The organism is Nocardia sp. NPDC004573 (genome assembly GCF_053602135.1).
Genome location: NZ_JBSGDA010000020.1, coordinates 88,023 through 106,608, shown reverse-complemented (window position 1 = coordinate 106,608; position 18,586 = coordinate 88,023). Strand labels below are relative to the sequence as shown.

Here is an 18,586-nt window from a genome sequence, read left to right as displayed (position 1 = left end):
TCGAGCAGATCAGATCATGGCCACCGGGCTCAAGCTGCCCGCCAGGTAGCGCGCCCTGCACTCGCCGCGGCGCAATTTCCCGCTGCTGGTCTTGGGAATCCGTCCCGTCTCCACGAGCAGCACCGCTCCCGGCATCACCTCGTGCGCGGACGCGACCGCGGTGCGGATGCGCCGAGCCAGGGCGAAGAGTTCGATGGGCTCGCGTCCGCCGATGGCGACCAGTTCCGCGACCACAACCAGGTCTTCTCGCAGCCCGTCGTCGTGCCCGAACGCCGTCACGTGGCCCGATCTGACCTCCGGAGCACATGCCTGCACCGTCGCCTCGATGTCGGCGGGATAGTGATTGCGTCCGTCGACCACGATGACGTCCTTGCGGCGGCCCGCGATATAGAGCTGCCCTTCGTGCTGGAACCCGAGATCCCCGGTGCGCAGCCAGCGGGCGCCGCTTCCGGGCACCGTTGCGCCGAAGATCTCCGCGGTGGCGTCCGGCCTGCCGAAATAGCCGTCGCAGACATTGTCTCCGACCACCCAGATCTCGCCGACGCGTCCCGCGGGCAGCGCTGCCCCCGCCATCGGATCGACGATGCGCAACTCCTGCCCGACGGGTGCGCCACACCCGACCAGCGGCACACCGTCCCCGGCCTCCGCGGTCTCGGGTAGGGCGACCGCGCGCCCCTCGGCCAGTGCCGCCCGGTCGAATCGGTGCCACACCGGGGCATCGTGCCGGCCGCAGACGGTGACCGCGAGGGTGGCCTCGGCCAAGCCGAAGCCGGGGGTGTGCGCGTGATGGCGGAAACCGTACGGGCCGAAGGTCTCGGTGAACGCCTCCAGCACGTCGGCGCGGACCGGCTCCGAGCCGTTGAGCACGAGGTCCAATCCGGACAGGTCCAGCCCGGCTCGCTCGGCGGGGGTAGTGCCGGACACCGCGAGTTTCAGTCCGAAATCGGGGCATCCCGTGGTGCCGGCGCGGTAGTCGGCGATGGCGTGCAACCACCGGGCGGGGCGCTTCACGAACTCCGCAGGCGCCAGCGTGATGCCGTGCACGCCCAGGAACAGCGGTAGCGCGAGGCCGAGGATCAGACCCATGTCGTGGAAGAACGGCAGCCAGGTGACGATCGGCCGATCGTCCGCGCCCGATACAGCGTGCCCGAGCTGCGTCAACGCCGTGGTGAGGTTCTCGTGGGTAACCCGGACGCCTGCGGGAGACCTGGTCGAACCGGAGGTGTACTGCAAGTAGGCCAGGTTGTCGGATACCGGATCTATGACCGGTGCAGCGGCATCCGGTGCGGACGAATCCGCCACCGACCCGACCGCTTGTGTGCCGAAACGCGTCTTCAGGGATTCCGCGTACCATGGCGCACCCGCCGCCGCGGCCACCGGAGATGCGGTGACCTGCTCGAGCGGAACATACTCGGGGACAGGCAGAGCCGACCCCACGGTGAGTACGCGGCCCAGTGCGGGTCCGAGGATCGGTGCGCTGATCTCGTCGTGCGCCGAAATCAGACCGAGCGTGGGCCGGGCGTCGGCGAGCACGGCTTGCAGACGGTCGCGGTTGCGGGTGCCCGCGGCCGGGAACAGCGGCACCGCGACTCGATTGCTGTAGAGGCAGGCGAGAAACGCGACGGCGTAATCGATTCCGTGCGCGCACAGGATGCCGACCCGGTCACCGGGCGCGCTCTCCTGCCGCAACCGTGCCGCCAGCGCACCCGCTGCAGCGTGCAAGCCGGCGTAGGTGAGCGTGACGGGTTCGCGCTGCTGAACGCGGAAACGCAGTTCGGTGAAGGCGGGCTCGTCCGGCCGCGTGGCGGCCCACGCGGCCACCGAAGTCGCGAATCCATCGGCCGCCGGGTGGTCGGCGCTGGTCACGAGTCCGCTCCCAGGTTGGCGGCGACCCGATCCAGCAGGGCCGCGCCGAGGGCGGTGATGGTGGGGTGCTTGAACAACTCCGCGGTGGCGATCCGGACGCGCAGCCGCGCTTCCAGGTTCCGTCGCATCTCGATCGCGAGCAGCGAGCTGAGCCCGAGGTCGTTGAAGTCGGCCGCCGGGTCGATGCGTTCGGCGGGCAGCTCGAGCGTGGTCGCCAGGACGCGGCGGATCGTCGTGGTCAGCGGTTCGGCGGGCGCGGGTGTCGCGGCGGATCGGGTGCGATCGGGACGCGCATCGAGCGTCGGCGCGAGCAGATTCGTCAACCGCATCGCGACCGGGGAGGCGTCGGCCGTCGGCGTGTGTTCCAGCGCCAGCAGATAGGGGCCGTCGTACCGCAGGACCTGGGACAGCACGGCGCTTCCGTGTCGCACGTCGAACGCCGCGACGCCCGCTCGCCGCAGATGACCCGCTCCACCTGCCGCCGCGGCGAGACCGGCGTCCCACAGGCCCCAGCCGATGCTCAGGATCCGCCTGCCCGGATCACGCTGTGCGAGGGCATCCATGGCCGCGTTGGCGGCGGCGTAAGCAGCTTGCCCCGGGGCTCCGAGCGCACCGGTGGCCGAGGAGAACAGCAGAACGAAGTCGGTGGCGTCGGCGGCGGTGAGTTCGATCAGATTGCCCGCCGCGGTGGACTTGGGCAGGAACACCCTGGCCAGCTGGCCCGCGGTGACCGCGTCGAACCCGGCGTCCTGCAGTACTCCCGCCGCGTGCACGACGCCGCGGATCACCGAGTCGGAGGCTCGGATATCGCTGAGCGCGTTGGCCAGATCGACCCGGTCGGCGGCATCGCAGCGCACCACGACGATGCGGTCCTCCAAGCCGTCGAGCAGAGCGGGCACCGGGCGCGGCGCGCGGGTCAGCACCACGACGTCGCGCGCGCCCGCCTCGAGCAACCAGCGCACGGCGACCGAACCGAGCGCGCCCAGCCCACCGGTGACGACGTACGTTCCGCTCGGGTCGATGCCGACCACCGGCAGGGCGCGCACTCGCGCGGGCGTGAAGCGCCGCACCGCGACCTCGCCCGCCGAGAGGCGCAGCTCGCCGGGAATCGCGCTGTCGGCAGTCGTCGCCAGCTGGGTGAGCAGCGGCAGGTTTCCGAGGTCCGGGTCGGTCCAGACCAGCCGCACCGGCCGGTCCGTCTCGAGCTGCAGTGAGCGCACCAGTCCGGCTACGGCCGCAGGGACGACCGGTGCCGCCGCGCCGGGCTCGTCGGCCCGGGAGACCGGCAGCACGACCGTAATGGACGCGGTGGCGTCGTGGCCGGAGATCAGTTGCAGCAGTTCGAGAATGCGACCGGTGGTCGTGGCGGCGCTCTCGTCGTGGCGCGCGCCGGAGTCCGCCGGCCACACGACCACTACGCCGTGGCCGCTGCCGCGCCCGGTCGGCATCGCGGCGACGAGCGGGCTCGCGTCGTCCGGTTCACGCGCGATCCGCTCGGTCGGCAACTCGGCGTCCAGCGCGCGGGCGAGCCGGACCGCGAGATCGGACGCGCCCACCACCACCGCACGCCGCACGAGGGTTCCGGCCGGGCCGCCGAGCCCGAGCGAGCCGGGATCGCACGTCTCCCAGACCTCTTGGCGGAAGGGGGCGGTCTGCGTCGCCTGCTCGGCACGCGCCACGCGGAACCCGTCGGAGCTTTCCTCGTCCGCCGCGTCGGCGTAACGGACATGCACGCCGGAGAAGGCGAGACAGGGTACGCCGTGCTGGTCGGTCGCGACGATGTCGCCGACCAGCCCGGTATCGCTGCGCTCCCGGATCAGGGCGTGTACCTCGAGCACGTGGCGATTCGGCTCGTGCGACAACCAAGCCGCATCGATGCCGATCGGCAGCGGAATCGACGTTGTGGGCAGTTCGTCGAACACCGCCGCGGCGAGCACGTGCAGGCAGCCGTCCAGCGTTGCGGTGTGATGCAATTCGGCGGCGTCGAACAATCCCAGCGCACGTCCGGTGCCCGCGGCTATGCCGCGCAGCGGGCGGAACCGAGGCCCGTACTCCAGCCGCCTGCGGCGCAATTCCTGGTAGAACGCGCCGGTGGTGACCACGCGCATGTGATGCCGCGCGGCCCGATTTGCGTCGACCACCCGCATCCATGCGACGATATCGGCGGGTGTGGGGTCACCGGCGGGCCGGGCCGAAGCCAGCGTCCTGGTGCCCGTGACCTCCGCCCGTACGCTTTCCTCCGGCCCCGGCCCGAGATAGACGACCTCGGGCAGAACGCTCGGGTCGGTCCTCTCGTGCACGGCGAAGTCGGCCACGGCGGCCGTCCCCGCGGTATCGCGGGCGAGGTGCAGGAGCCTGCGCAGCCAGAAGACGGCGGGGACGATGTTGTCGCCCTGGACCACGTGATCGGCGAGATCTTCGGCGTCGAAAACGGTTTCGGGGACATGCGCGCTCGCGGGACCGGCCACCAGCAGCGGGAACTTCCGCTTGCGCCACCGCCGCGGTGCGGACGTGGTGAAGGGGCCGAGCGCCGACCAGTCGATCGGACGCCCCTCCAGGTGCAGCCGGGCCACGCCGGTGAGGAAGCCGCTCGCCTCGTCCTCCCGCGTGGCCACGGAATGCGCGCCGTCGCGGAAGTCCGGATATTCCCGCACCGCCGAGAGCAGCACCGGATGCGGGCCGATCTCGAGCACGGTCGAGAATCCGTCTCCGGCCGCGCGCTCCAGCGCGGCCGCCAACTCCACCGTGCCCGCGGCATTCTCGGCCCAGTAGTCGCGGTCCATAGCCGCAGTGGTGAGTTTCACGCCCCGCCGCGCCGTCGAATACACCGGCAGGCGCGGGACGAGCGGGGCGATCTCGGTCAACGCGCCGACGAACGGCGCGAGCACGGTAGCGACCTGCGGGCTGTGCGCGGCGAAGTCGACCGCGAGCCTGCGCGCGAACATGGTGCGGCGCGTGGCTCGCCGCACCAGCGCGTCGATGTAGCGCGGCGTCCCGGACACGACCACCGATCGTGGGCCGTTGACCGCGGCGATGGCCACCTCCGCCCGCATCGGTTCCACGAGTCTGGCGGCTTCGTCCTGGTCCGCCTCCAGCACCGCCATCGCGCCGTGCCCGTCCAGATGCGCCAGGGTCGCGCTGCGCAGCACCACCACGCGCGCGGCATCCGCGAGGGACAGCGCGCCGCTCACCGCCGCGGCGGCGATCTCGCCCGAGCTGTGCCCGGCTACGGCGTCGGGGCGAATCCCCCACGCCGCCAGCAATTCCGCCAGCGCGATCTGGAACGCGAACAAGGCGGGCTGCACCAGATCGGTGGGTTGCGTCTCACCGGCGGCGGTGAAGCCGTGGCGCGGCGTCCACACCCGCGGCCCGCCCGCCGTCACGATCGCGTCGGTCGCCTCGGCGAGCGCGGCGGCGAAGACCGGATACCGCGCCGCCAGCGCACGGCCCATCTTCGGATGCTGACCACCTTGGCCGGAGAACAGGAACAGCAGCCCGCCGCGGCGGCGGCTCGCCACCGGGACGAGCGCCGCATCGGCGTCGCCGCGGCCCAAGGCGCGCAGTCGGTGCACCGCGTCCGCGCGATCGTGCGCGACGATCGCCGCCCTGGTCGGCTCGCAGATCGAGCGCGCCGTGGCGGACACGAACTCGGGCAACGGGGGCCGTTCCCCGTCCAATTCGCCGGCCAGCCGCAGCGCGCGTTCGCGCAGTTCCTCGTCGTCGCGTGCGGTGAGCGGCAGCAGCATCGGGAAATGGTCACCATGATCCGGCCGGGTCGGTGGGACGCCCCGCAGGACGATGTGCGCGATCGTGCCGCCGAATCCGAACGAGCTGACCCCCGCCACGCGTTCGGGCGCGGCCACCCGGCTCCAATCCACCGGCTCGGTCGGCACGCGCAGGCCCCGTTCGGCCAAGTGCAGCAGAGGGTGCTCGGTGTGCAGGTGGATCGTCGGGGCGATCACCCCGTGATGAATGGACAGCGCGGTCTTCACCATCCCGGCGACTCCGGCGGCGGCTTCCAGATGTCCGATATTCGCCTTCACCGAACCGATCCAGAGGGGATCGCCCGCGCCGTCGCCGAGCGCCGCCGCGAGCGCGCCGACTTCCACCGCGTCGCCCAGCGGCGTTCCGGTGCCGTGGCATTCGATGTACCCGGCGCTGCTGGGCGCGCGCCCGGCCCGCGACCACGCGGTGCGCAACGTCTCCTGCTGCGCGCGGCCGTTCGGCGCGTACAGGCCGTTCGAGCGCCCGTCCGACCCGACCGCGGTCCCGACGATCTCCGCGTACACCCGGTTTCCCTCGCGCACCGCGTCCGCGCTGCGTTGCAGCACCACGACGGCGCAGCCGTCGCCGCGGGCGTAACCGTCGGCGGTGGCGTCGAACGGAGCCGACCGTCCGCCCGGCGAGAGGAAACCGCTGTCGGCCAAGTAGTTCGAGGTGTGCTCGAGAAGCACCAGATTGACGCCGCCCACGATGACGAACGGCACCGTGCCGTCGGCCAGCAGCCGGACCGCGAGGTCCACCGCGGCGAGCGAGGACGAACAGGCGCTGTCGAGCACCAGGCTCGGTCCGTGCAGATCGAGCACGTACGACAACCGGTTGGCGATGATGCTGAGCGCGGAGCCGGTCACCGCGTAGGGAGCGTCGTGGCCGGCGCGGCCGAGCACCGCGATGCCGTGGTCGTACCCCGACGCGCCGAAGACGACGGCGGCGCCGGAACCCCGGACGCGATAGCCGATCCCGGCGTCGTCCAGCGCCTCGACCGCGACTTCCAGCGCGAGCCGTTGCTGCGGGTCCATCACCGCGGCCTCGCGGTCGGAGATGGCGAACCAGTCGTTGTCGAAGGACTCGACGTCATCCAGGTACCCGCCGCGCCGGGAACCCAGCCGTCCCGCCGGCGGGGTGGACGTGGCGTCGCGGCCCTCGATCAGCAGCCGCCAGAACTCGGCGGCGCTCGCCGCTCCTGGCACTCGGCAGCCGATGCCGATGACGGAGACGGGGGGATGCGAGCCTGCGGGATCCGTGGGCGCGCCGCTCATCGCATCGCGAGGTACTCGACAAGCTGTTCGATGTCCGGATGGTCGTAGATCGCGGTCAGCGGAACCTCGACTCCCATGGCGTCCTCGAGATGGGCGGTCAGCCTCGCGAGTTGGGTGGAACCGAGGCCGAGATCGGTGAAGGGCGAGGTGGTCGACACCGCGGCGGCGTCGACACCCAATAGGTCCGCGACAGCCAGGACGGCGGCGCACGTGAGAGCGGCGTGCTGGCTACGACCCAGCGAACCGTCGTTCTCCGGTGCACCGCGGTGCCCCTCCGGAAGGCTGGGCCGCATCGCGTTCTCCCTCCCCGTCGCCCCGGCTGCTGTCACTCACTCGAGAACGGTACCCCCGCGATTATGCCGGAGAATCCGCCCTGAGCAAGGTCGCATATCCGCTGCCAGCCCGGCTCTTTCGCGAACCGGCGATGATCGCATACCGTGGCACCGTGACCGAACCGGACAGCGGTGCCGACACCCGTGCCGAGCGCACGCCCACTCTGCCCGTCCTGCTGCGCTGCTGCGCCGCCTTGGCCGCCACGCCGGGCCGCTTGTTGCGGCCGCGCCGCCCTGATAAGGAGCTGCTGGCGAACCTCGAGGTGCTGCCGCCGCCGGCCGCGAGCGCGACCGTCCGGCTGACCGTGCTGACCCAGGCCACCATGTCCGCGCCGACCACCATCGTGGCCGAGGGCGTGCGCAGCCTGCGGGAGATGCGGCTGTCGATGGCGGCATTCCTGGTCGAGCATCCGAAGGCCCGCTTCCTCATCGATCCCGCCCTGTGCGCGGGCGTGCACGATCGCGTGCTGCCCGAACTGCCGTTCCCCGTTCCGCTGCTCGTCGCGCCGGACAAGCCGGTGCTCGGCCTGTCCGACGCGCTCGCCGCGCACGATGTCGCGGGCGAGGACATCGATTTCGTGGTGCCGACCCACCTGCACTGGGATCATGTGTCGGGCCTGCTCGAGTTGCCCGCCTCGGTCGAGATCCGCTTGCCGCGCGCGGAATACGACTGGGCGCTCGGCGGTCGGCACGCTCCGGCCGGCGTGGCGCGCGGCCCGCTGCGGGGGCGCGACTTCGACCGCTTCGAGTTGGACGGACCGCCGGTGCTGACCTTCCCGCGCAGCAAGGACCTGTTCGGCGACGGGTCGGTGCTGCTGGTCGATCTCGCGGGGCACACGCCGGGCAGCATCGGCGCGCTGCTCGCGGTGGACGACGGCAGCCGCGTCTTGTTCGCGGGCGACGCCGTCTGGAGCAAGTTGCAGGTCGACCTGCTGCGGGAGAAGGCGCCGATGCCGGGCAAGTTGTTCGACGCCGACCGCGACGCCGCCTTCACCACGATCCACCGCCTGCACGCGCTACCCGACGGCATCGAACTCGTCGCGAGCCACGACTACGCCGCCGTCACCGCCCGCGCGGCCAAGTGATTCCGGTCAGCCGACCACCACGGTGTCGGCGAGCCGGGCCGTGATCAGCTCCTCCGCTTCGCTCACCATCCGGCCGATCAGCTCGGCGCAGGTCGGGATGTCGTGGATCAGACCCTGGCACAGGCCGACCGACCAGATGCCCGCGTCCAGGTCGCCTTCCTCGAACACCCGGCGGCCGCGCGCTCCCGCGACCAGATCCCGCACGTCGTCGAAGGTGCCGCCGGCCTTCTCGATCTCGACGACCTTGCGGCTGATCTCGTTGTCGGCCACCCGCGCGGTATTACGCATGGTGCGGAAGATGAGCCGGGTGTCGCGCTCGGAGTTCGCGACGATCTTCTCCTTGACCTTCTGATCGATCGCGGACTCCTGGGTGCACAGGAACCGGGTGCCCATGTTGACGCCGTCCGCGCCGAGGGCGAGTGCGGCGACCAGGCCGCGGGCGTCGGCGATGCCGCCGGAGGCGATCATCGGGATGCTCAGCTCGCGGGCGGCGGCCGGGATGAGCACCAGGCCGGGCACGTCGTCCTCACCGGGATGGCCCGCGCACTCGAAGCCGTCGATGCTGACCCCGTCCACGCCGATCCGCTCGGCTTTCAGCGCGTGCCGCACGCTGGTGCACTTGTGCAGCACCTTGATGCCCGCGTCCTTGTAGTAGGGCAGGAACGGCTCCGGGTTGCTGCCCGCCGTCTCGACGATCTTGACGCCGCTGTCGATGATCGCCCGCACGTATTCCGCGTAGGGCGGCGGGTTGATCGAGGGCAGGATGGTGACGTTCACGCCGAACGGCTTATCGGTCAGCTCCCTGGTGCGCGCGATCTCGCGGCGCAGATCGTCCGGGGTCGGCTGGGTCAGGGCCGTGATGAAGCCGAGCCCGCCCGCGTCGGCGACTGCCGCGACGAGTTCGGCCCGCCCGACCCACATCATGCCGCCCTGCACGATCGGATGTTCCACCCCGAACTTCTCGGTGAACCTGGTCCGCAGCATTGCGCTTCTCCTCTATCTCGCGCGGGCGTGCCGGTTCGCCCGTTGGGGTCGATGGTGACACGGTAATCACCCCGCATTCAACTCGTAAGTGAGCCGAGGTTCGCATAGTCGATGATCTTCGCCGGCTCGGTTTCGGCGTCGATACCGGTTGCTAGATTGCTAAGTTGCCTGCTAGAAGGCGTATGTCCGGCCCGAGGGTCGCAGCCGGGCTGATTAACCCGGATTCATTCTCGAATCCCTTGCCGGGGGTTTAAGTTAGTTGCTATTCTGCACCCGATTCAGCCCGTCGCCGCCGTCGGACCACCCGGCGGTCCGATGGCGGTCCGAGAGGAGTTCGTGGCAATGACCACCGGGGCAGCAGCGCTCGACGAGCCGATCAGGTCGCGGCGCAACCACTGGAACAACCAGATCGCCGTGCACGCGCAGATGCGCCCGGACGCGGTCGCCGTGCGATTCCGCGGCGTGGACACCACCTGGCGGCAACTGCACGAACGATCGCTGAAGTTCGCCGACGGCTTGGCGCGCCGTGGCGTCGGATTCGGCGACCGGGTGCTGATCCTGGCGTTGAACTACCCCGAATATCTGGAAGCCGTGTTCGGCATCAACGCGCTGGGCGCGATCGCGGTCCCGGTCAACTTCCGCCTCACCCCGCCGGAGGTCGCCTACATCGTCAGCGACAGCGGAGCCGAAGCGGTCGTCACCGACACCGTGTTGCAGCCGCTCGCCGCCGCCGTACAGGCGCAGGCGCCCGCGCTGGAGACCCTCGTGGTGATCGGCGGCGCGTCCGCCGACGGCGCGATCGGCTTCGACGACCTGCTCGCCGAACCGGGTGAGCCGCACACCCCCTCGGACATCCCCGAGGACACCCCCAGCCTCATCATGTACACCTCGGGCACCACGGGCAGCCCGAAGGGCGCGGTGCTGACCTACGCCAACATGAACGCCCAGGCCTTGACCTGCATCCGAGCGCTGGCGCTGGAACCCGACTCGATCGGGCTGTGCACCTCGCCGCTGTTCCACATCGCCGGCCTCGGCAGTCTCGCACCGGCTTTCCTGCTGGGCTCGAAGACGGTGCTGCATCCGCTCGGCGCCTTCGACGCCGGTGAATTCCTGGACGCGCTGGAGCGTGAGCAGGCCACCTCCGCATTCTGCGTGCCTGCCCAGTGGCAGTTGGTCTGCGACCACCCGACGGTGAAGGACCGCAAGCTCGCGCTGGAGGTACTCAGCTGGGGCGCGGCGCCCGCCTCGGACACCGTGCTGCGCGCGATGGCCGAGTGCTTCCCGAACGCGTTCAACGTCGCGGTGTTCGGCCAGACGGAGATGTCGCCGATCACCTGCGTGCTGGAGGGCAAGGACGCCATCCGCAAGCTCGGCTCGGTCGGCAAGGTGATCCCCACGATTCAGGCCCGCGTCGTGGACGACGAGATGAACGACGTCGCGCCCGGCGAGGTGGGCGAGATCGTCTACCGGGGCCCGACGCTCATGCGGGGCTACTGGAACAAGCCCGAGGCCACCGCCGAGGCGTTCGCGGGCGGCTGGTTCCACTCGGGCGATCTGGTCCGCCAGGACGAGGACGGCTTCGTCTACGTGGTCGACCGCAAGAAGGACATGATCATCTCCGGCGGTGAGAACATCTACTGCGCCGAGGTGGAGAACGTCCTGTTCGCGCACCCGAAGATCCGCGAGGCGGCGGTGGTCGGCCGGGCGCACGAGAAGTGGGGCGAAGTGCCGGTCGCGGTGGTCGCGCTGCACAACCCGGACGACGAGCTGACCCTCGCCGAACTGGAGCCGTTCCTCAACGAGAATCTGGCACGCTACAAGCACCCCAAGGACTTGGTGCTGCTGCCCGAGCTGCCCCGCAACGCGAGCGGCAAAGTGGTGAAAGTCCAGTTGCGCAAGGACTACTCGTCCTGACCGGCCGACGCGTTCGTTTCACGTGAATCGGACACTGGGCGGGGCGCGGATGCGTAAGGTCGTCGCATGGCGATCCGACGTATCCGCGCCGCCGTGCTGGCGCTGCACTGGCAGGTGAATGTCATTCGGCCAGAGGGGTTTTTCGGGCCCATGCTGGCCGCGCCCGTGGCGGCATCCGGCGTGGTGCCGCGGGCGACGGACTTCCACGCGGCGGCGTCGGCGGCAGGGGCGCCGGTGATCTTCACCAGGTTCACCATTCCGGTCGGCGAGGGTGAACTCGTGCGCAACACCGGATTCATGCGCTCGGTCGGCGCGGCGCAAACCGATTTCCGGCCGGATTCGCCCGGCGCCGCGATTATTCCGGAGATGGCGGCGCAGCCGACGGAAGTGTTCGACAACCAGAAACTGTCCGGCCTGGCCGGCAGCAAATTGCCGGAGTGGTTGGCGGATCAGGGTATCCAGACGCTACTGCTCACCGGCGTCGCGACCAATCTCACCGTCGAGCAGACCGCGCGGCACGGCACCGATCTCGGCTTCACCGTGCACGTGGTGGCCGACTGCGTGGCCGCCGCAGGTCCGGAGGCGCACGAAGCCGCGCTGACCAACCTCGAACTCGTCACCGCGGGCACCGTTCGCGCCACGGACGCGCTGGAACTCCTCGGCCGCTGAGCGACACGCGCGGGCGACAACCAGCCTGCCGCCGAATCTTGACGAAAACTTGTCGCCCAGCGGGGTTCTCGTTGACGGGATCCATACAGCCGTCCTCCTAGGCTGCGAAATCGTGCGCCCAACTCCTTGGCAGAACAGAGAAGCTCTACTCGAGCGGGTCGGCTCGGCCGGTGGGGCGGCACGACGTCGACGGAATGGCGCGTGGCGTAGGGCCGCGCTCCGTGTGAAGCGGCCGGTAGTCGCGCTCCGCGGCAACTGGGTTCAGCTGTCCGCCGCGGTCGGCTGCCTCATCACCTTGGTTCTGCTGTTCCAGCCGTGGCTCACCACGGGCACCGGTGGGACGGACGGGGTGATCCGCGCGAACGCCTTCGGCCGCATGTACGTGACCACGTCATTGGTCGATCTGTGGGCGCGAGCATCGGTGCCCGGCCCGAAAGCCACTGGTGCGTGGGGCATCCTCACCGGTGTCGCGATCATCATCGCCGTGTGCACTGTGGCGGTCGGCAGCGTGGTCCGCACCGAAGTGTTCGCGCATCTGGCGGTCGCCGCCACGTTTCTCGTCGCCGTCTGCACCATTGCCACCGCGCTCTACCTCAACAGCAAAGGCGACGAACTGACGCGCGCGGTGTCCTATGGCACAGCGCGAGATCCGGGTACCCAGATCGGATTTCTGATCCGATGGGCCAAGGGGCACGACAACTATCCAGCACCCGGGTTCCGGCAGATCTCGTACGTCACCTACAGCCTCACGTGGTCCGCGCTCTGCGCCATCGTGATCTCACTGCTTTGCGCGATGGCTGTTGGCGGGCAGTGGATTCTCCGCCACAACAAGCGTCTGCGCGAAAGCGACTGAAATTCGGGACAGGAGAACCGGAGAACGCGGCTCAGTCCCGCGCCCGATCGCTCAAACCGGGGCCGACCAGGCGCACCAACCGCCGGTACGCCTCCTCGGCCGAGAGCGGTGGTTGCGGCTCGGCGATGGCTCCGAGCAGGCCGACGACACCCCAGGACAGGAACGTCACGGTGGTCGCGAACTCGTCCTCCGGCATCGCCAGCCGCTCGCCCAACCGCTCGGCGAGGATCTGCGCGACCATCACCCGCGTGGTGCGCAGCAGCACGGTGCCGCTCTTACGGCCGAGCAGCGCGCGGTAGATCTCGGGATGAGTGGCGGCCAGGTCGAACAGCGTGCGCACGGGAGCGAGCAGTTCGGGAGCGTCGGCGTCCGGCTCGGCCGCGGCCATGGCCGCGCGTAGATAGTCGGTGCTGCTGCGCAACAGCAGGTCGTCCTTGTCCCGGTAATGCGCGTAGAACGTCGACCGTCCGACGTCCGCGCGATCCAGGATGTCCCGGACGGTGATGCGGTCGTAGGACCGTTCGACCATCAGCTCGATCAGCGCCCGGTGCAGCAGGGCTCTGGTGCGGCGGACCCGGCGATCGGCGGTGTCTTGTTCTTCCGGCACGGTACCTCCCGGACAAAGTCTCGTATGCGTCCGGTTACGGACGGGTCCCGGGGCATTGCCCCTGGTCGGCAGGGCGACAGCGGCCGATCCTGGACTCATGTCCCGAAACGAACCACAGTCTGCCACCACTTCGCACGACGTCGGAGTCCTGCTCACCCAGCCGCGCCGCTACCGCGCGTTCAAAGCCGGTTTCCTACTCGGCGGAGGGGACCGCCTGAACGCCCGCCTCGCCGGGCTGGCTCGTCCGGCGCCCGACGCCGACGTCGTCGACATCGGTTGCGGCCCCGGCGACCTCGCGCGGGTGCTGGCGCGCCGCGCCGGCCGGGTCACCGGCGTAGACCCGGCGCCGCAGATGGTCGACTACGCGACCGCCCGCTGCCGTGACCTGCCGAATTGCCGATTCGAACGCGGTACCGCGCAGGCGCTTCCGCTGCCCGACGCGTCCGCCGATCTGGTGACCTGTACCTTCGCCATGCACCACATCCCCGCGGCGCACCGTGCCGACGCCGTCGCGCAGATGTTTCGGGTCTTGCGGCCCGGCGGCCGGCTGCTGCTCGCCGACACCTATCCGACCGACCCGCTGCGCTCCACCGCCGTGCGGGTGATGGCCCGGTTCGCGGCCCACCGCACGCACGACACCGGCTACGGCGACGACCACGGTGATCCCATGGCGGGCATCGACATCCGCCGGTACCGAGCCATGCTGGAGGACACCGGTTTCGAGGATGTCGAGTTCGTCGTCGTGCGCCCCGCGACCGGCGTCCTGTCGGCCACCAAGCCGCAAGCCGCGCCGGAACGGACCTAGATCAGGTCCTTCTTCGCCAGCCAGCGCATGGTCGCCCAGCCGCAGAACACCGGAAGCCAGCAGGTGAGCACGCGGTAGAGCAGCACCGACGGCACCGCGATGTTCGCGGGCAGCCCGAATGCGGCCAGGCCGCCGATCAGCGCGGCCTCGACCGCGCCGACGCCGCCCGGGGTCGGCGCGGCCGAGGCCAGGGTGCCGCCGATCATCGTGACGATGGTGACGGTGATGAAGGTGGTGCCGCCACCGAACGCCTCCACGCTGGCCCAGAGCGCGCCGGCGAGGCCGAGGGTGATCGCCGCGCAGCCCAGGACGATCACCGCCGAGCGCTTCGGGTCGCGGGCGAGGTCGGCGAGTTCGCCGAGGACTTCCTGCAGTTGCGGGCGGACCGCGTTGTTCAGCCAGCGGCGCAGTTTCGGCACGAACATGAACGTGCCGACGATGCCCACGCCGACGCCGGCGAGCAGATACAGCACCGTGGCGTCCGGGACGAAGTGGGACAGATCGGTCGAGGTACCGGCCAAGATGCTGAACGCGAGCAGCAGGCTGAGGTGGGTGATCACCTGCACCGCCTGTTGCAGCGCCACCGCGGCCGTGGCGCGCACCGCGCCGACGCCGCCCTTCTGCAGGAAGCGCACGCTGAGCGCGAGGCCACCGACCCGCGCGGGCGTCGTCGTCGCGGCGAAAGTGTTGGCGACCTGCATGATCACGAGGTTGCGGAAGCTCACCGCACCGGACGCGCAAGCCCACAGCGCCGCCGCCGCGCCGACGTAGGTCAGCGCCGAGACCAGGAGCCCGGCCAGCGCCCACCACCAGTTGGCCGTGCGCAGTTGGGTGAAGAAGGTCGGCACGGCGCTGATGAACGGGTAGGCGACGTACACCAGGCCGATCAGCAGCACCAGCTGGATGATCTGGTTGCGGGAGAACCGGGTGATCTGCTCGGCTTCGATCCGGTCCTGACCGGTCTGTCTGCGTACCTCCTCGCGGGCGTCGGAGAGCGCGGCCTTCCATTCCGGAACCGCTTTGCGGATCCCGGTCGGTATGGCGGACTTGGTCAACCGGCTCGCGGCCGCGAGCACCCGGGCCTCCCCCAGTGTTTCGATCGCCGCCCGCACCGCGGGCTCCTTGCCGAACGTCGCGGTGGTCGTCACCAGCAATTGGGCGATGTCGGATTGCAGTTGCGCGTCCGATGCTCCGTACTCGGCGTTGCCGAAGCCGCCGAACAACGCGACGCCGTCGGCGACGCGGATGTCGACCGGCCGTAGGTCGCCGTGGGAGATCTGTTTGCGCTGCAAAGTGTCGAGCGCCCGCCAGACGCCGGGCAGCACTTCGGCGGACTGTTCGGTGAGGGCCGTCCCGCAGGGCTGGGTGCGCGCGTACAACATCCAGCCGCGCGACAGCGCGGCGACCGCGACCGGCGTGCAGCTGCCGAGCCCGAGATCGGCGACGGCGATCGCCATGAGCGCCCGGTGCTCGACCGCGCGATGCATGGAACCGTGGATGGCCGCGGTCTCACTGGAGCGGAAGGTCAGCCAGCGCCACACCTGCCGCAGCGCGCCGAAACTGCGCTGATTCTTGCCGAACATCTCGACGACGAGCTCGCGTTCCGGCCCTTCGACGGCCGCGGCGAGCACCAAGGGCCCGCGGCCCGCCGGATGTACCACGGTGAAGCCGGTGACCGTGTGCCCGCGTCGGGCGAGTAGCCGGACGGCCGCGTCGAGCGGGACCTCGAGCGCGGGCGTGCCCACCACGAGCACGATCACCGCCCCGACCAGCCAGCCGACCGCCAGCCCGAACATCGCACGGGCGGGCACCACGGTGCTGACCACGAGGTGGATCGGCGCGAACGCGAGCAGCAGGAACCACAGCCAGCGCCGCGGCCGGACGGGCAGCCACGGGCTGGCGACGGTGAGCATCGCGGCGATCATCGCGATCCAGCGCGGATCGTCGAGGAACTGGGACAGGAAGGTGTCCAGCCGATCCGGCACTTGCAGATGCCATTTCGGCGCGGACAGTCCGGTGCCGGTGATGGACAACAGCAGCGCGGCGACGGCTCCGGCCGCGGCGTAACCGGCGAGCAGCTTCCATTGCCTGCCGATGATCAGCTCGATCAGGATCGCGAACGGCAGCGCGAGAATCGCCATGCCGTAGACCAGGTACACCAGGTTGGACTGGTCCGGATTGAGGAAGCCGACGATCTCGGAGACCGACTGTTCCAGCGCCAGCCATTCCGGGCGGGTGATCAGGGACGCCGCGATGACGACCGCCACCCAAAGGGCCGCGAGGACGACGCGGACGATGTCGCTCGTGCGGCGGATCAGCGGCTGTAGCAGGCTGCCCGTGACCGGGATCTCTCGCCCGTCCACTCGCATGCGCGCCCGCCTCTCCGGGTACTCAGGCCGTACTGGTTGGGAGGCGCGAGACCCGCCTTCAGGTCTTGCGTTGAGCGCCACTCCTCTTTTGGGCGTACCCGTCGAGTTACCCATGTGCGTACGAGATCGGTTGTTATGTTCGCTGCACGATACCGTTCGGCACGCTCGGAGATTCGGCGGTGGTATCGGGCATCGGCTGCCTGTTGTGTCCTATATCACCATTCTCGGCGTTGATCCTCACATTGGTGTCAAGTTCCAGCATGAGGGCATGGACAACGAACTCTTCGACTACAGCCCGATCGTCGACCGCGCGCCGCTGCGCTGGCCCGGTGACGCCAGGGTCGCGTTCTATGTCGGGCTCAATGTCGAGCACTATCAGCTCGACCGCCCGTCCACCAGCATCTTTCCCGGCACCGCCGGGCTCGCGCCCGACCCGTTGAACTACGGCTGGCGCGACTACGGACCGCGGGTGGGCATCTGGCGGGTGATCGAGGTGCTCGACCGGCACGGTATCCGCGCCAGCGCACTGCTCAATTCGGATGTCGTCGAGCATTATCCGCAGATCGTGACCGCGGGTGTGCGACGGAACTGGGCGTGGCCGGCGCACGGGAAGAACAACTCGATCTTCCAGGCGGACCTGCCTGCGGAGGAGGAGCGCGCGTACCTGGCCGACGTGGTCGCGACCATCGAGCGAGCCACCGGCCGCAAGCCGCGCGGCTGGATGGGGCCCGCCCTGACCGAGTCGTTCCGAACCCCGTCGCTACTGGCCGAGCTCGGCCTCGGCTACGTACTCGACTGGACCAACGACGACCAGCCCTACCCGCTGTCGGTACCCGGCCTGCTCAGCGTGCCCTATTCGGTGGAACTCAACGACAACACGCTCTTCCTCGGCAAAGCCACCAGTGGACCGGACTTCGTGCGGATCGTCCGCGATCAGCTCGACCAGCTCTACGCCGAATCGGCCGGTAGCGGGCGCGTCATGGCGCTGGCTTTGCACCCTTTCGTGATCGGGCAGGCGTTCCGGATCAAGTACCTCGATCAGGCGCTCGAGTACGTGGCCACCCACCCGGGAGTGTGGCTGACCACCAGCGACGAGATCGCCGAGCACTACTCCGGTGCGGTGGAGCTTGCCGAATCCGCGCGAGCCGAAGACGATCGGGTCAGGTAACCGATGCTCGGGAGGCAGCGATGGCAGCGCAGGACCAGGAACGGGAGAAGGACCTCACCGGAAAGACGGTGGTGGTGACCGGCGCCAGCTCGGGCATCGGCGCCGCCGCGGCGCAGCGGCTCGCCGCGCGCGGCGCCACCGTCGCGGTGGTCGGCCGGTCACCGGAGCGGACCGCCGAGGTGGCGGCGAAGGCCGGCGCCGAGCCGTTCGTCGCCGACTTCGCCCGACTCGACGATGTGCGCGAACTGGCCGACCAACTGCTCGACCGGTATCCCACGATCGACGTGCTGGCCAACAACGCGGGCGGCGCATGGCCCGAGCGGACCGTCACCGAGGACGGCAACGAACTCACCTTCCAGGTCAATCACCTCGCGCCGTTCCTGCTGACGAACCTGCTGCTGGAGCGCTTGACCCACGCCACGGCCAGGGTGGTGAACACCGCGAGCACGACCTACCGGATGGCGAAGCTGGACCTGGACACGGTCAACGCCGCGACGGGCTCGTTCAACCAGCTCGGCGCGTACGCCGCGTCGAAGCTGGCGAACATCCTGTTCACCCGGGAACTGGCGCGCCGCACCGAGGGCGCCGGGATCACCACCGCGGCCTTCCATCCCGGCGCGGTCGCCACCCACGTCTACGACAACGCCCCGCTCGGTCTCGGCCGGTTCATCCGGTCTCCGCTTGGGCGCGTGTTCTTCATCCAGCCGGACAAAGGCGCCGAGCCGCTGATCCACCTGGCCACCACCGCCGACGGCGCGGCGATCAACGGGCAGTATTTTCACCGGCTCGAGCCGGAGCGACCGCGCAACAAGCAGGCGGTCGACGCCGAACTCGCGCGTCGGCTCTGGACGCTCTCCGAGCGGGCCACCGGGCTCGCGACCGGTGAATAGTCCGC

At 70.0% G+C, this 18,586-nt stretch carries 13 protein-coding genes; 7 read left to right on the top strand and 6 right to left on the bottom strand.

The features are described from left to right. Window positions 1-9 precede the first annotated feature (9 nt). The 3 genes from ACWEKR_RS26490 to ACWEKR_RS26480 are packed head-to-tail and all read right to left on the bottom strand — an operon-like array spanning window position 10 to window position 7,198. Window positions 10-1,866, bottom strand: coding sequence for a fatty acyl-AMP ligase (locus ACWEKR_RS26490; protein WP_452356768.1), 1,857 nt, complete (start codon window positions 1,864-1,866; stop codon window positions 10-12). Next, a complete protein-coding gene (locus ACWEKR_RS26485) occupies window positions 1,863-6,905 on the bottom strand; it encodes an SDR family NAD(P)-dependent oxidoreductase (RefSeq protein WP_452356767.1) in 5,043 nt (1,680 codons plus the stop codon). The genes ACWEKR_RS26490 and ACWEKR_RS26485 overlap by 4 nt, the downstream gene beginning before the upstream one ends. Beyond that, window positions 6,902-7,198 (bottom strand): acyl carrier protein, encoded by a 297-nt coding sequence (locus ACWEKR_RS26480; RefSeq protein ID WP_452356766.1) that lies wholly within the window; start codon window positions 7,196-7,198, stop codon window positions 6,902-6,904. Before ACWEKR_RS26480 ends, ACWEKR_RS26485 begins: the two co-directional genes overlap by 4 nt. Window positions 7,199-7,350: 152 nt before the next feature. On the opposite strand from ACWEKR_RS26480, the gene ACWEKR_RS26475 reads away from it, so the two are divergent. Then, a complete protein-coding gene (locus ACWEKR_RS26475; RefSeq protein ID WP_452356765.1) occupies window positions 7,351-8,322 on the top strand; it encodes an MBL fold metallo-hydrolase in 972 nt (323 codons plus the stop codon). Window positions 8,323-8,328: 6 nt separating this feature from the next. Here ACWEKR_RS26475 and ACWEKR_RS26470 read toward each other — a convergent pair whose 3' ends face one another. Continuing rightward, window positions 8,329-9,306, bottom strand: a complete 978-nt coding sequence (locus ACWEKR_RS26470; RefSeq protein ID WP_452356764.1) for an NAD(P)H-dependent flavin oxidoreductase — start codon at window positions 9,304-9,306, stop codon at window positions 8,329-8,331. 342 nt (window positions 9,307-9,648) lie between these two features. On the opposite strand from ACWEKR_RS26470, the gene fadD5 reads away from it, so the two are divergent. The 3 genes from fadD5 (at window position 9,649) to ACWEKR_RS26455 (ending at window position 12,742) form a co-directional block, all read left to right on the top strand. Beyond that, window positions 9,649-11,220, top strand: coding sequence for a fatty-acid--CoA ligase FadD5 (gene fadD5, locus ACWEKR_RS26465; RefSeq protein ID WP_452356763.1), 1,572 nt, complete (start codon window positions 9,649-9,651; stop codon window positions 11,218-11,220). A 66-nt stretch (window positions 11,221-11,286) separates the two neighbouring features. Then, a complete protein-coding gene (locus ACWEKR_RS26460; RefSeq protein ID WP_452356762.1) occupies window positions 11,287-11,889 on the top strand; it encodes a cysteine hydrolase in 603 nt (200 codons plus the stop codon). A 223-nt stretch (window positions 11,890-12,112) separates the two neighbouring features. Then, the gene (locus ACWEKR_RS26455) at window positions 12,113-12,742 is read left to right on the top strand and encodes a hypothetical protein (RefSeq protein ID WP_452356761.1); all 630 of its coding nucleotides are present in this window, start codon (window positions 12,113-12,115) and stop codon (window positions 12,740-12,742) included. Window positions 12,743-12,773: 31 nt separating this feature from the next. Here the strand turns inward: ACWEKR_RS26455 and ACWEKR_RS26450 are convergent, their stop codons facing one another. After that, window positions 12,774-13,349: a TetR/AcrR family transcriptional regulator gene (locus tag ACWEKR_RS26450; protein WP_452356760.1), complete on the bottom strand. Its 576-nt coding sequence runs from the start codon at window positions 13,347-13,349 to the stop codon at window positions 12,774-12,776. Between the two features lie 97 nt (window positions 13,350-13,446). Between ACWEKR_RS26450 and ACWEKR_RS26445 the strand changes: the two genes are divergently transcribed. Then, window positions 13,447-14,154 carry a class I SAM-dependent methyltransferase gene (locus tag ACWEKR_RS26445; RefSeq protein ID WP_452356759.1) on the top strand — a complete coding sequence of 236 codons (708 nt, stop codon included), beginning with the start codon at window positions 13,447-13,449 and terminating at the stop codon, window positions 14,152-14,154. Here ACWEKR_RS26445 and ACWEKR_RS26440 read toward each other — a convergent pair. Further along, window positions 14,151-16,523 (bottom strand): lysylphosphatidylglycerol synthase transmembrane domain-containing protein, encoded by a 2,373-nt coding sequence (locus ACWEKR_RS26440; protein WP_452356758.1) that lies wholly within the window; start codon window positions 16,521-16,523, stop codon window positions 14,151-14,153. The genes ACWEKR_RS26445 and ACWEKR_RS26440 overlap by 4 nt on opposite strands. A gap of 268 nt (window positions 16,524-16,791) precedes the next feature. Here ACWEKR_RS26440 and ACWEKR_RS26435 point away from each other — a divergent pair, with 268 nt between their 5' ends. Both ACWEKR_RS26435 and ACWEKR_RS26430 read left to right on the top strand, forming a co-directional pair. Then, window positions 16,792-17,691, top strand: coding sequence for a polysaccharide deacetylase family protein (locus tag ACWEKR_RS26435; RefSeq protein WP_452356757.1), 900 nt, complete (start codon window positions 16,792-16,794; stop codon window positions 17,689-17,691). A 20-nt stretch (window positions 17,692-17,711) separates the two neighbouring features. Further along, window positions 17,712-18,581 carry an SDR family NAD(P)-dependent oxidoreductase gene (locus tag ACWEKR_RS26430; RefSeq protein ID WP_452356756.1) on the top strand — a complete coding sequence of 290 codons (870 nt, stop codon included), beginning with the start codon at window positions 17,712-17,714 and terminating at the stop codon, window positions 18,579-18,581. The last annotated feature ends 5 nt before the right edge of the window (window positions 18,582-18,586 follow it).

What these genes read in the sequence shown, in the direction of transcription:
- ACWEKR_RS26485 (WP_452356767.1), bottom strand. Translation starts at nt 6,905, where the DNA reads ATGAGCGGCGCGCCCACGGATCCCGCAGGCTCGCATCCCCCCGTCTCC.
- ACWEKR_RS26480 (WP_452356766.1), bottom strand. Translation starts at nt 7,198, where the DNA reads ATGCGGCCCAGCCTTCCGGAGGGGCACCGCGGTGCACCGGAGAACGAC.
- ACWEKR_RS26470 (WP_452356764.1), bottom strand. Translation starts at nt 9,306, where the DNA reads ATGCTGCGGACCAGGTTCACCGAGAAGTTCGGGGTGGAACATCCGATC.
- fadD5 (WP_452356763.1), top strand. Translation starts at nt 9,649, where the DNA reads ATGACCACCGGGGCAGCAGCGCTCGACGAGCCGATCAGGTCGCGGCGC.
- ACWEKR_RS26460 (WP_452356762.1), top strand. Translation starts at nt 11,287, where the DNA reads ATGGCGATCCGACGTATCCGCGCCGCCGTGCTGGCGCTGCACTGGCAG.
- ACWEKR_RS26445 (WP_452356759.1), top strand. Translation starts at nt 13,447, where the DNA reads ATGTCCCGAAACGAACCACAGTCTGCCACCACTTCGCACGACGTCGGA.
- ACWEKR_RS26440 (WP_452356758.1), bottom strand. Translation starts at nt 16,523, where the DNA reads ATGCGAGTGGACGGGCGAGAGATCCCGGTCACGGGCAGCCTGCTACAG.
- ACWEKR_RS26435 (WP_452356757.1), top strand. Translation starts at nt 16,792, where the DNA reads ATGGACAACGAACTCTTCGACTACAGCCCGATCGTCGACCGCGCGCCG.
- ACWEKR_RS26430 (WP_452356756.1), top strand. Translation starts at nt 17,712, where the DNA reads ATGGCAGCGCAGGACCAGGAACGGGAGAAGGACCTCACCGGAAAGACG.